We start from the raw sequence: 12,287 nt of genomic DNA on the forward strand, positions 1-12,287 counted from the left end.
GCGGGGACCTTCCTCAGAGATTTGCAATGCAGCGGTGAAAAAAGGTCGGTTTTGACTTTTTTTGGGTCGGATGGATTTAGCCTGATTTCCTGGGGGTTGGGCATAACCATTGCAGAAACCGAGTCACTTGTTCCGGAGAACGGCCTCATGAAAACCCAAGTCAAAGCATTGGTCGTCGGCGGCGGCGCCGTTGGCACTTCAATTGCCTATCACCTCGCCAAAGCAGGCTGGGACGATGTCATGCTGATCGAGCGTGACGAGCTGACCTCCGGCTCCACATGGCATGCGGCGGGACTTTTGCCGCTGTTCAACATGTCCTACGCGACAACCCATATCCACAAATACTCGGTTGATTTCTACAAGTCGCTTGAGGCCGAAACCGGTTTGAACGCTGGTTTTGCGGTGGTCGGCAACCTGCGCATGGCCCAGACCGAAGAGCGCATGGATGAGTATAAGCTCTATGCATCAACTGCGGAAACCTGCGATGTCGATTATGAATGGCTGTCTCCGGATCAGATCAAAGAGCGTTGGCCGCTGATTGAAACCGGTGACCTCAAAGGCGCGATCTACCATACCGAAGACGGCTATATTAACCCCGCAGACGTGACCCAGGCCATGGCCAAGGGAGCCCGCCAACGCGGCGTTGAAATCCACCGCAAGATGCAGGCTGATGCCTTTCACTGGACCGGAACCCACTGGGAAGTCACCTGCACCAAGATGGTCGAAAAAGGCGGCAATCTGGTGCCTTCGGACGAGCAGGTGGTGATTACGGCTGAACATGTTGTGACCGCTTCAGGCAACCACGCGCAGCGCACCGCCAAGATGCTGGGCATCAAGATGCCGGCGATCCCGGTCGAGCATACATTCATCGTCATGGACAAAGACCCAGAGCTGGTCAAATGGCGCGAAGCAGGCAACCCCGAGCACCCCGTTGTGCGCGACGCCGACAATGAATCTTATGCCCGCGAAGAGCGTGGCGGCTGGATCCTCGGCATCTATGAGCGTGGCGCCCCTGCGCAGTTCGAACACGGTGTGCCTGACAGTTTCCGCGCTGACCTGTTCCCGCTGGATCTGGACCGCATCGCTGAACAGTATATGGCGATGGCAGAGCGGGTGCCCTCCTGTGCAGACTCTGGTCTCAAGGATGATTTTAACGGCCCGATCTGCTACACCCCCGATGGCAACCCGTTGGTGGGTCCCGCACCGGGGCTGCGCAATATGTGGCTGGCCGAGGGCTTTTCTTTCGGCATCACTGCTGCAGGTGGCACCGGCTATTATCTGGCGCAGATGATGGCCGATGGCGAAGCCGAGATCGACATGGCTTCGCTCGACCCGAAGCGCTATTCCTCCAATTGGATGACCACCGAATTCGCGGCCCGCAAGAACGAAGAATGCTACGAGCACGTCTACATCCTGCACCACCCGGATGAGGAACGTCCCGCCGCGCGTCCGCTGCGCTGCTCGCCTGCTTTTGATCGTCAAAAAGAGCGCGGTGCGCAATTTGGCTGGGTCAACGGCTGGGAACGCCCCAACTACTATGGCCCACTGGATGCGCCTGAAACCTTTGACCACGACGCGCGCTCCTTCCGCCGTGGTGGCTGGTGGAACTATGCGGTTGAAGAAGCCAAGGCGATCCGCGAAGGCGTGGGCCTGGTAGATGCAACCGCCTTTACCAAACATGTGGTCAAGGGCCCCGGTGCCACCCAGTTCCTGGATTGGTTCACCTGCAACAAACTGCCCAAGATCGGCCGCATCAACCTGACCTATGCGTTGACCTCGGCGGGCACCACCCGCACCGAATACACCATCGTGCGCAATGGCGAGAACAACTACTATCTGGTCTCTGCCGGGGCCTGGACGGAATATGATGCAGACTTCCTGCGCAAAGCCGCCGAAGACAAGATGGAAGAGTTCGGCTACATCGAGATCCAGGATGTCACCACCCAGTGGGGCGTCTTTGCCATCGCCGGGCCGAAATCCCGCGATGTTCTGAAAGAGGTGATCAATGACGCCGACCCGGAAACCGCGCTGAGCAACAAGCGTTTCCCCTGGCTGTCGGCGCGCCAGATCGAACTGGGCATGTGCCCGGTCAATGCAATCCGTGTGGCCTACACTGGTGAGTTGGGCTGGGAGCTGCATCACCCGATCGAGATGCAGAACTACCTGTTTGATCTGCTTGAAAAAGCTGGTGAGAAACACGGCATGAAACTGGTTGGTGCCCGGGCACAGAACTGGCTGCGTCAGGAAAAGAGCTACCGCGCCTTCGGCACCGAGCTGGGTCGGGATGCAACCCCGGCAGAGGCCGATCTGCCGCGCTTTATCGATCTGGAAAAGGACTTCCACGGCAAAGAGGCCATGATCAAGACCGGTGTGCGCGTCAAATGCTGCACCCTGCTGATTGACGGTCCTGATGATGCGGACCCTTGGGGGCGTGAGGTAATCTATGCTGAGGATGGCACAACCCGTTTGGGGCGTCTGACTTCGGGTGGCTATTCTGTTGCCTTCGAGAAGAGCATCGGCATGGGCTATCTGCCGCCAGAACTGGCGATTGAGGGCACCAAGGTGAAGGTGAAAATGCAGGACAAACTTTGGGATGCCACCGTCACCTGCGACAGCCCCTATGATCCGACCAACGCCACCATTCGCCAAAACGGCTAAGGCCCAAGACGCAGGCACTCAAAAAGCCCCGGTCGCAGGATCGGGGCTTTTTGTCTTTCAGGAGGGAAAGAAACCGTCGTTAGGCAGCGGTCAGCTCATCGTAGCAGGTCAACGCCTTGGCGGCATACATCATCGCCGGGCCACCGCCCATCTGGATCGACATGGCCAACACATCCGACAGTTCCTCGCGGGAGGCTCCGGCTTTGACCAGAGCCTCGACATGCAAGCCGATACAATCATCACAGCGCACCGCCACGGCGATGCCGAGGGCGACAAACTCCTTGTGTTTGAATTCCAGAACGCCGCCTTGCTTCACTGATTTCCCAAGCGCGCCAAAGGCCTGGGCCGTTTCAGGGATTGCCTTGTTGAGATTGCGCAGCCCCTGGCGAGTAGATTCCAGTTTGTTGGTCCAGGTCATGTGACGTCCTTCAGTAAATATTCCATTTACCGAAGATGTATGAGCCTTTTGCGGAGCGAACCTTGATCTAAGTCATCTGCCGAGGGCGTCAGAGAGTGGGATGCGAAAGCACCAGCGCCAGATTATTGGCGGGCATTTCTATGACCTCCACCGGGTCCAAACCGGCTCGAGCGGCCCAGTCCAGCACATCAAAATCATCTTTGTAGCCTATTTCAGGGTCATGCGCCGTCAGGGAAGCATGAAAGCGCTCGTCGCCAGGGCTGGTGAGCTCTCCACCTCGTGAAAAAGGACCATAGATCACCAGACGCCCCTTAGGGGCCAAGGCAGTGGCAGATTCGCGGATCAGGCATTGGGCCTCGGCGGTGCTGATGAGATGCAGCAGGTTTGACAGCACAATCAGGTCTTGCGGCTTTTGAGTGGCCCCCCAGCCACTGGCTGTTGCATCCAAGGCTGTGGCGGGCTGCACATTTGGCAACCGGGCTTCCGCGGCATAGGCATCGATGCTCTGCAATCGGCTCGGTTCTGCCTCGGTGGGTTGCCAGCTGTAGCCGGAGAGGCGCGCAGCATAGCCCACCACGTGTTGCCCGGTGCCGCTGGCAAGTTCCAATGCTCGGGTTCCGTCTGCGTGCACGACCTGTTCCAACAGATCGCAAAGCACATCCAGATTGCGCGCCGCCGAGGGTGCAAAGAGCTTGCCACCTTCGGGATTGGCAATCGAGGCGCTGCCGGGCACAGAACGGACAGGCATCAGCGCAGCCTCGCTGGCGATAGGGCCGCGCGGGTTTCGGCCTCCAGTTCTGAAGTGCTACCGCCGACCATATCCGCCAGCAAGCGTGAGGCGGCAGGGGCGGTTTGGAAGCCATAGCCGCCCTGCGCTGCGCACCAGATGAAATCGCTTTGATCAGGGTCTGGCCCCAGCACGAGGGTGCCATCGGGGGCAAAACTGCGCAGGCCCGCCCAGTTGCTCTCAACCCGGGTCACGGGGGTGGTCACCATCTCCTCATAGCGGGCCAGCCCCTCGGCCAGCACCATGTCATCCGCATAGGCATCATGGGGCGTGACCAGATCTGCCTCTGCTGGAGAGACCAGCAGTTTGCCCGCATCGGGTTTGGCGTACCAGGTCTCGCCAACTCCCATCAGCATTGGCCAGGTGGTAACATCATGCCCGCCGGGGGCCGGCAGCCGTGCCATGGAGCGGCGTTTGGGTTGAATGCCAATGGGGGCAACCCCGGCCAGGGCAGCAATTTCATCCACCCAGGCCCCGGCGGCATTGACCAGCTGTTTGGCGCTGTAGCTTTCGCCGCCTGCCTCAACCTGCCAGCCCTTGGCATCGTGATGGATCGCCGTGACCTTGGCGCGGGTGATGACCTTGCCGCTATTGCTGCGGGCCGCCTTGGCAAAATCCTGCACCATGCGGTCGGTGTCGAGATCCTGCGCCGCCTCGTGCAGCCCAGCATGGGTAACGGTCTTGGGGTTCAGGATCGGCACCCGGCCTTGGGCCTCGGCAAAGCTGATCTCGTCGAGGTGCAACTCCTTGATGTCGTCCCGGAACTGCTGCTCTTGACCGGGACCGGAGATCATCATGAAACCGCGGGGCGTCAGGTAGCCGCCATTGGCATTGTGGTGATAGTCAGCGCTGGCGCGATTGAGGGCCACAACCGAAGGGGGGCCATAGTTCTCTTCAAACATCGCCGCAGAGCGCCCCGAGGCGTGGTAGCCAAGCGCCTCTTCCATCTCCAGCAGGATAACATGCCCCAGTTCAGACAGGCGGGCAGCGGCGCTGGCGCCAGCGATGCCACCGCCAATGATCAGAAAATCACATGTCATGCGCCCAGCTCCTGTTCTTCCAAGCGGTCTGTTGCGGGGGCAGGGCGCGGGCTGAGCGCCGAAATCTGCTCATAAAGCGCAGCATCCATCTTGAAGTCCAGCGCCGCCAGCGAGGGGGCGACTTGCGCGGCTGTGCGTCCCGAAATGATCGGCATCGGCGCCGAGGGATGCGCCGCTGCCCAGGCCACAGCCAGTGTCGCGGGGGAGACGCCGCGCTCTTGCGCCAATACGCTGAGCCCCTTGGCGGTGTCATGCATCCAGGTCTGGCCATAGCGGCTGTTGTAACGGGCATCTTCGCTGAGACGGCCTTCTCCACCGGAGATGTATTTCCCGGTGAGCAGCCCGCCACCCAGCGGAGAATAGGGGGCAATGGCGATATTCTGATCCATGCACATGGGCAGAATCTCGACCTCGGCCTGGCGTTTCACCAGAGAATACATCGGCTGCAGGATATCCACCTGAACCCCCAGATTGCGTCCCAGCATCTGCGTCTTCATCACCTGCCAGGCGGCAAAGTTGGACAGGCCGATGTAGCGAATGTCGCCTGCTTGTTTGCGGGCGGCAAACCACTCCAGCGTGACGCGCAGATCGGTGTCGGCGTCAAAGCGGTGCAGATAGAGAATATCGATACAATCGAGCCCCAGTCGGGAGCGGCTGGTGTCAAACTGCGCCTGCATATTGTCCGGCCCGGCGCCGCCAGTATAGCCCACCTTGCTGGCGATGATCAGTTGATCGCGCTCACCCTTGATGAGGTCGCCCAGGATCTTTTCGCTGCGGCCATCCGTGTAGACCCAGGCGGTGTCAAAATGGGTGAGACCCGCCGCCCGGCAGGCGGCATAGATCTCGGCGGATTGTGCCGCATCCGCACGGCCGCCAAACTGCATGGTGCCAAAGGCAAAGCCGCTGGCCGGGGTTCCATCGGGAGAGGTAAAAATACGTGTCATCTGGGCAACCTGCCACGCGATTGTCAGGGGGGGAAGAGCCAAGGTGGTCTCAAAGGGGCTTTAGGCGTAAAGAGTTGAGCACCGGGTTTATAGCCCGCTGAAGCAGATGATTGCTTTGAGCCCTTCGTTGCCAACCGTCACTTCGGTTTTTCATCTGCAAAATCAGGGTATTTGGCGCAAATCGTCATAGACGAAATCGTGTTCTATGTTCCCGATCAGTTCGGCGTATTTCTTTCTGAATACACGTTTCTCGCCAGCATCTTCGATGGCATCAATCGCCATAATTAGTTGGGATGAAGCGCCCCAAATGGTGTCTACGGCTTTGAATATACTCTTTGCGTCGTCACGTTTCATATTGCTCTCACTGTGCCACGAATGGTCGAAATCAAGTCAGAAATATCATCCACACACTTTGGGTGCTAGTGAAACAGTCGGTTTGCCCGCCTAACGAGCTTCAAGGGTCGACATAGTCAAGTGTTTCGCAATTGCCAAAGCGCTGCTTTGGCAGCGCCCGAACCGCCCCCACGGGGCGGGCGCTTTGCTGCCCACCCCTCGGTTCGGGCGCGGTGGCTGTTTGAAGCGACGCAAGGGTAGTAAATTGCACTGGATGGACATTGGGCAGGTCTTCCAGTGTCAGCGTGGCCATGCTCTCAGTCTTGAAGGGGGATGAAAGCAACGGATGACACCTCAGCAAAAAGGCCCGCCAATTGGCGGGCCTTTCTGTACTTCTAGCAAGGCCGCAGCTTACTGTGGGATGTCGCCTTCGATGCCTTCAACAAAGAAGTTCATGCCCGCCAGGGTGCCGTCATCGGCAACTTCGCCATCCGCCAGCCAGGCAGAGCCGTCCTGTTTGTTGATGGGGCCGGTGAAGGCGTGGTAGGAGCCATCCGCCAGGGCGGCTTTCATCGCCAGGGCGGCTTCTTTCACGTCGGCTGGAACCGCGTCGGAGATTTCACCGATGCCAACCATGCCAGCGCCAATGCCGTCCCAGGTGTTGCCGCTGGTCCAGGTGCCGTCCATAACCGCTTTGGTGCGGGCGATGTAGTAAGGGGCCCAGTCATCAATGATCGAGGAAACCCGTGGCAGGGGGCCATACTCGGCCATATCAGAGGCCTGACCAAAGGTGATGACGTTGCCTGCAGCCTGAGCAGCGGCCTGAGGCGCGGTGGAATCGGTGTGCTGCAGGATCACGTCAGCGCCCTGTTCGATCAGAACCTTGGCGGCATCAGCTTCCTTGGCGGGGTCAAACCAGGTGAAGGCCCAGACGATTTTGAACTCAACGTCAGGGTTCACTTTCTTGGCGTGAATATAGGCAGAGTTGATGCCGCGGATCACTTCGGGGATGGGGTAGGAGCCGATGTAGCCGACAATGTTGCTCTTGGTCATATTGCCGGCGATGGTGCCTTGAACGGCGCGGCCTTCATAGAAACGCGCGGAATAGGTCGCGACATTGTCGGCCTGCTTGTAACCGGTGGCGTGCTCAAACCGCACGTCAGGGAATTTGGCCGCGACGTTGATGGTGGGGTCCATGTAGCCAAAGGAGGTGGTGAAGATCAGGTCGGCCCCCTGCAGCGCCATCTGAGTGATCACGCGCTCGGCATCGGGGCCTTCGGCGACGTTTTCAACATAGACGGTTTCGACCTTGTCACCAAATTCGGCAACAACCGCCTTGCGGCCCTGGTCGTGCTCATAGGTCCAGCCGCCGTCACCCACGGGGCCAACATATACAAAGCCAACCTTGGTTGGGTCGTCCGCAAGGGCGGCAGTTGCGAGACCAAAGGCCATAGCGGCGCTGGTCATGAGGTTTGTCAGTTTCATCAAAGGGATCCCCCGTGTTGGTTTTAGTTGTGCCCAGGGGCCGCGCCCCCGGACAAGTCGTATGCCGCCTGCTTTTACATCAGCGGGCGGCGTGGAAATTGCGACCCAAAGCAGCAGGTGCGCTGCTCTTATCGGCCGATAGAATGACGAGCACCAGAATGGTGATCAGATAGGGCGACATTGCCAGATACTCTACTGGGATGGCAACGCCGGCAGCCTGAAGATTAAGCTGAACAACGGTCACACCGCCAAAAAGATAGGCACCCAGCAGCACCCGCCAGGGTTTCCAGCTGGCAAAGACCACCAGAGCCAGGGCAATCCAGCCGATTCCCGCGGTCATGCCCTCGGTCCATTGCGGCACCCGAATGAGGCTGATGTAGGCGCCGCCAAGCCCCGCACAGGCGCCGCCAAAGAGGATTGCCATGATGCGAATGCGCACCACCTTGTACCCCAGCGCATGGGCAGCATCGTGGTTTTCACCTACCGCACGTAGCACCAGACCAATCCGGCTGAATTTGATCACCGCCCAGACTGCGGCGATCACCGCAATCGCCACATAAAGCATCGGGTCATGACCAAAAAGGATCGGCCCAATCACTGGCAGATCGCTCAGCACCGGAATGTCCAGTTTTTGCATCTGTGGCGGTTTGATCCCCACGTAAGACTGCCCCATCAGCGCCGACAGGCCGAGGCCAAACAGCGTCAGCGACAGGCCAGAGGCCACCTGATTGGCCTGGGCATATTGCGTCAGAATGGCAAAGAGGACTGACAGCGCCGCGCCAGCCCCGGCAGCGGCGACAAAACCTAAGAGAGGCGAGCCAGTTTCAACGGCGGTGGCAAACCCGGCCACCGCACCGATGATCATCATGCCCTCAACGCCGAGGTTCAGCACCCCGGATTTCTCCACCACCAACTCGCCAATGGCGGCAAACAACAGCGGTGTTGCCGCCACCATCAGTGAGGCAATGAGCAGGACGGGATTGATTGCAGAAAGATCCATTATGCGACCTCCGGTTTGCCAAGCGAGATGCGGAAATTGGTCAGAAGGTCAAAAGCCAAAAGGAAGAACAGGAGCATCCCCTGGAAGACCTGAATCGCGGCAGAGGGCAGCTGCAGGTTCGACTGGGCAATATCGCCGCCAATATAGGTCAGTGCCATCAACCCGCCTGCCAGCAGGATCCCCACAGGATGCAACCGCCCCAGAAAGGCAACGATGATGGCGGTAAAGCCATAGCCGACGTTGAAATCAATCGAGACTTGGCCCGAGGGACCAGCAACCTCGAACAATCCGGCCAGTCCGGCCAGCATGCCCGAGGTGCCAAGGCAGAACAGGATCAGCCGGGCCGGGTTCACCCCGGCAAACTTTGCCGCTCGTGGCGCTTCGCCCGTGAGGCGGATGTGATAGCCCACCATATGGCGATTGAGCAGCACATAGGCAAAGATCACCGCAATCAACGCCGCGACCACGCCCCAATGCATCCCAGCATTTTCATTGATCCAGCTGCTTGCGCCTTCATAGCTGTTGAAATTGCGCGAGCCGGGGAAGCCATGCCCTTCGGGATTGCGCATTAATCCCAATGACATGGAGGCAAGGAACTGCTCGGCAACATAGACCAGCATCAGTGAGACCAGGATCTCATTGGTGCCAAATCGGGTCTTTAGATAGGCCGGGATCATCGCCCAGAGCCAGCCGCCAAAGGCACCGCCAATCACCATCAGCGGAAACACATACCAGGCCTCCAACGGATAAAAGGCGAGGCCAATGCCAGCCCCAACCAGGGCCCCGATGATATATTGCCCTTCGGCACCGATGTTCCAGATACCCGCCTTGAACCCCAGGGACAGGCCAATGGCGATCAGCACCAGGGGCGCGCCTTTGACCAAAAGCTGTGGCCGGTAATAAAAGGCAAACTCGCCAAACAGCGGCTCCCAAAAAATGGTGCGGATGGCCTCCACCGGGTCCTTGCCTAGAATGCCAAAAAGCATGCCGCCTGCAATCATCGTGGCCAGCACTGCCACAACGGGCGTGGCCAAGGACCAGGCGCGGGACGGCTGCGGTCGTTTCTCTAGCCGGATCATTGCGCGGCCCCCTGTATCATCTTTCCCCAAGTATTCTCGCCGAAGGCGAAACCCCTACGCGCGGTATCAAACATGCGCCACCTCCATGCCATGCGCACCGCCCATCATCAGGCCGATCTCCTCCACAGTCAGTCCAGCGGCAGGGCGCGGCGCGGAGAGGCGCCCCTCGTTGAGGGCTGCAAAACTGTCAGAGATCTCCATCAGCTCATCCAGATCCTGGCTGATGCAGATCACCGCCGCACCGCCAGCGGCCAGATCCAACAGCGATTGCCGGATGGCCGCCGCAGCAGAGGCATCAACCCCCCAGGTCGGCTGGTTGACCACCAGCACTTCAGGACGCTGCAAGACCTCGCGACCAATGACAAATTTCTGCAGATTGCCCCCCGACAAAGAGCGCGCAGCATTCTCCGGCCCCGGCGTGCGCACATCAAACTCCTTGATGATACGCTGGGCAAATTCTTTGGCGGCGGTCCACTTCAGAAAACCGTTTTTGACCAATCCCTCACGTGTGGCCCCGGTGAGCATGGCATTTTCCGTCAGGCTCATGTCAGGTGCGGCGGCATGGCCCAGCCGTTCTTCCGGCGCGGCCAGCACACCCAAGGCGCGGCGCGCCACTGGCCCCATGCGCCCGATAGGATCCTTGCCCAGCTTCACCGCATCGGCCTCGGTCAGGGTCTCGCCAGACAGGACCGAGAGCAGCTCGTCCTGGCCATTGCCCGCGACGCCGCCGATGCCAAGGATTTCCCCCTTGCGCACCGTCAGATGCACATTGCGCAACGCGGTGCCAAAGGCAGAGGGCGCAGGCACCGACAGACCTGAAATATCCAGCGCCACGGCGCCAAAATCACGATCCCCACGTTCCGGCGGTGTCAGCGCAGAACCAACCATCAGTTCCGCCATTTCACTGGCCGAGGTCTCGGCAGGGATACATTCGCCAACGTTTTTGCCCAGACGCAGGATGGTGGCATGATCGCAAAGGGTGCGGATCTCTTCCAGCTTGTGCGAAATATAAAGGATTGAAGTGCCTTCCGCGCGGAGCTTCTCCAGCGTCTGAAACAGGATTTCAACCTCCTGCGGGGTCAGAACCGAGGTTGGCTCATCCATGATCAAGAGCTTGGGGTCCTGCAGCAGGCAACGAATGATCTCCACCCGCTGGCGCTCCCCGGCAGACAGATCGCCAACTGTGCGGAACGGATCCAGCGGCAGCCCGTAGGTTTCCGAAACTTCCCGGATTTTTGAGGCCAGGTCACGCAGTTTGGGCGGGTTCTCCATGCCAAGGGCGATGTTTTCCGCCACATTCAACGCATCAAACAGGGAAAAATGCTGGAACACCATGGCGATGCCATCAGCGCGGGCCTGGCGCGGTTCGCCCGGGGCAAAGATCTCACCGCGCAGGCGCATCTCGCCGCTGTCAGGTTTGACAAGCCCGTAGATCATTTTCACCAGCGTCGATTTCCCGGCGCCGTTTTCTCCCAACAAGGCATGCACTTCGCCTTGGCCAATATCAAAGGACACAGCATCGTTGGCCACCACGCCGGGGTAGGCTTTGGTCAGCCGCTTCAGGCTCAATAATACCTCAGTCACGCGCAGCGCTCCTTTTTCAACGTCGTCTTCTGTTCTGCGGCGCGTGCCAGCAGATCTGTCGCAACACCCACCGCAATCATCTGCGGATGCTTGCCCAGGCTGGGCCTGCCAATCGGGCAGGTGATCCGGGCGATCTCTGCCGTGGAATGGCCCAGGGCAGCCAGCCGACTGCGAAACCGCGCCCATTTTGTGGCCGAGCCAATGAGCCCAGCAAAAGCAAACCCATGCAACAGCAGAGCGTGGCATAGCGTCAGATCCAACTCATGGGAATAGGTGAGGACCAGATGTTGGGCATTTACCGGCGCATGACGTACCAAAAGGGCAGGTTCTGCAGCGGGAAGCCGGCGTACGCCGGGGGGACTATGCTCTGGGAACCGCTCAATCCCGGTATCAATCCAGGTGATTGCCAGATCGGGAAGCGGCGCCAGAACATCCGCCAGGGCCCGTCCCACATGGCCGGCGCCCCAGATCCACAGATCTGTCTGGGGGTGATGAACCGGTTCCAGCATCCAGCCATCAATCAGCTGCGGTGCCGGGCTTTGCCCCTGTCCTCGCAGCTGTGCCAAAAGGCGCTTTGCCGAAAGCGGGGGCTCCGGCTCTTTTACCTGGTCTTCGGAGACCTTGGTGGGACGCAGGATCACATCCTCCTCAAGCTCTGCCAGATCGGCCAATGTGTAGATCTCGCTCAGCAAGGTGACTGATCCACCACAGCACTGGCCCAGATCAGGCCCCAGCGCATGGGTGCTGAGATGCGACCTGACCTGCTGTTTTCGGGCGCTCTCAGCAGCCTCGAACTCAAGTGCGCCACCGCCAATGGTGCCGCTTTGACCACCTTCCCAGACCAGCATGGCTGCGCCCACCTCGCGCGGCGAAGAACCGCGAATGCCAGCAATCACCACGCGTGTCACCGCCCCATGCGCGGCCATATGTGCCCGTAGATTCTCAAGATCAAATCCCAT

Annotated in this window: 12 protein-coding genes; 1 reads left to right on the plus strand and 11 read right to left on the minus strand. The window is 59.6% G+C overall.

The window, feature by feature from the left end:
• Positions 1–147 precede the first annotated feature (147 nt).
• A complete protein-coding gene (locus ABJP42_RS17540; protein WP_348342668.1) occupies positions 148–2,658 on the plus strand; it encodes a GcvT family protein in 2,511 nt (836 codons plus the stop codon).
• A 79-nt stretch (positions 2,659–2,737) separates the two neighbouring features.
• Here ABJP42_RS17540 and ABJP42_RS17545 read toward each other — a convergent pair whose 3' ends face one another.
• The 11 genes from ABJP42_RS17545 to xdhC form a co-directional block, all read right to left on the minus strand.
• On the minus strand, positions 2,738–3,076 hold the full coding sequence (locus ABJP42_RS17545) for a carboxymuconolactone decarboxylase family protein (RefSeq protein ID WP_348342670.1): 339 nt from the start codon (positions 3,074–3,076) through the stop codon (positions 2,738–2,740).
• 88 nt (positions 3,077–3,164) lie between these two features.
• Positions 3,165–3,824, minus strand: coding sequence for a DUF938 domain-containing protein (locus ABJP42_RS17550; RefSeq protein WP_348342672.1), 660 nt, complete (start codon positions 3,822–3,824; stop codon positions 3,165–3,167).
• Positions 3,824–4,903 (minus strand): NAD(P)/FAD-dependent oxidoreductase, encoded by a 1,080-nt coding sequence (locus ABJP42_RS17555; RefSeq protein ID WP_348342674.1) that lies wholly within the window; start codon positions 4,901–4,903, stop codon positions 3,824–3,826. Before ABJP42_RS17555 ends, ABJP42_RS17550 begins: the two co-directional genes overlap by 1 nt.
• On the minus strand, positions 4,900–5,847 hold the full coding sequence (locus ABJP42_RS17560; RefSeq protein WP_348342676.1) for an aldo/keto reductase: 948 nt from the start codon (positions 5,845–5,847) through the stop codon (positions 4,900–4,902). The genes ABJP42_RS17555 and ABJP42_RS17560 overlap by 4 nt, the downstream gene beginning before the upstream one ends.
• Positions 5,848–6,009: 162 nt before the next feature.
• Positions 6,010–6,201, minus strand: coding sequence for a hypothetical protein (locus ABJP42_RS17565; RefSeq protein ID WP_348342678.1), 192 nt, complete (start codon positions 6,199–6,201; stop codon positions 6,010–6,012).
• Positions 6,202–6,301: 100 nt separating this feature from the next.
• Positions 6,302–6,493, minus strand: coding sequence for a hypothetical protein (locus ABJP42_RS17570; RefSeq protein WP_348342680.1), 192 nt, complete (start codon positions 6,491–6,493; stop codon positions 6,302–6,304).
• A gap of 98 nt (positions 6,494–6,591) precedes the next feature.
• On the minus strand, positions 6,592–7,665 hold the full coding sequence (locus ABJP42_RS17575) for a BMP family ABC transporter substrate-binding protein (RefSeq protein WP_348342682.1): 1,074 nt from the start codon (positions 7,663–7,665) through the stop codon (positions 6,592–6,594).
• A gap of 79 nt (positions 7,666–7,744) precedes the next feature.
• Positions 7,745–8,665: an ABC transporter permease gene (locus ABJP42_RS17580; protein ID WP_348342684.1), complete on the minus strand. Its 921-nt coding sequence runs from the start codon at positions 8,663–8,665 to the stop codon at positions 7,745–7,747.
• Complete coding sequence (locus ABJP42_RS17585; RefSeq protein ID WP_348342686.1) at positions 8,665–9,744, minus strand: ABC transporter permease; 1,080 nt, start codon at positions 9,742–9,744, stop codon at positions 8,665–8,667. Before ABJP42_RS17585 ends, ABJP42_RS17580 begins: the two co-directional genes overlap by 1 nt.
• Positions 9,745–9,810: 66 nt before the next feature.
• Complete coding sequence (locus ABJP42_RS17590) at positions 9,811–11,328, minus strand: ABC transporter ATP-binding protein (RefSeq protein WP_348342688.1); 1,518 nt, start codon at positions 11,326–11,328, stop codon at positions 9,811–9,813.
• Entirely contained in the window at positions 11,325–12,287 is a 963-nt protein-coding gene (gene xdhC, locus ABJP42_RS17595; RefSeq protein WP_348342690.1) for a xanthine dehydrogenase accessory protein XdhC, read from the minus strand. The genes ABJP42_RS17590 and xdhC overlap by 4 nt, the downstream gene beginning before the upstream one ends.

This window comes from Pseudophaeobacter sp., assembly GCF_039971195.1.
GTDB lineage: Bacteria > Pseudomonadota > Alphaproteobacteria > Rhodobacterales > Rhodobacteraceae > Pseudophaeobacter.

Excerpts from the sequence above, each read along its gene's own strand:
- ABJP42_RS17585 (WP_348342686.1), bottom strand. The coding sequence starts at position 9,744 with ATGATCCGGCTAGAGAAACGACCGCAGCCGTCCCGCGCCTGGTCCTTG.
- ABJP42_RS17575 (WP_348342682.1), bottom strand. The coding sequence starts at position 7,665 with ATGAAACTGACAAACCTCATGACCAGCGCCGCTATGGCCTTTGGTCTC.
- ABJP42_RS17560 (WP_348342676.1), bottom strand. The coding sequence starts at position 5,847 with ATGACACGTATTTTTACCTCTCCCGATGGAACCCCGGCCAGCGGCTTT.
- ABJP42_RS17565 (WP_348342678.1), bottom strand. The coding sequence starts at position 6,201 with ATGAAACGTGACGACGCAAAGAGTATATTCAAAGCCGTAGACACCATT.
- ABJP42_RS17555 (WP_348342674.1), bottom strand. The coding sequence starts at position 4,903 with ATGACATGTGATTTTCTGATCATTGGCGGTGGCATCGCTGGCGCCAGC.
- ABJP42_RS17580 (WP_348342684.1), bottom strand. The coding sequence starts at position 8,665 with ATGGATCTTTCTGCAATCAATCCCGTCCTGCTCATTGCCTCACTGATG.
- ABJP42_RS17545 (WP_348342670.1), bottom strand. The coding sequence starts at position 3,076 with ATGACCTGGACCAACAAACTGGAATCTACTCGCCAGGGGCTGCGCAAT.
- xdhC (WP_348342690.1), bottom strand. The coding sequence starts at position 12,287 with ATGGGATTTGATCTTGAGAATCTACGGGCACATATGGCCGCGCATGGG.
- ABJP42_RS17570 (WP_348342680.1), bottom strand. The coding sequence starts at position 6,493 with ATGGCCACGCTGACACTGGAAGACCTGCCCAATGTCCATCCAGTGCAA.
- ABJP42_RS17540 (WP_348342668.1), top strand. The coding sequence starts at position 148 with ATGAAAACCCAAGTCAAAGCATTGGTCGTCGGCGGCGGCGCCGTTGGC.
- ABJP42_RS17550 (WP_348342672.1), bottom strand. The coding sequence starts at position 3,824 with ATGCCTGTCCGTTCTGTGCCCGGCAGCGCCTCGATTGCCAATCCCGAA.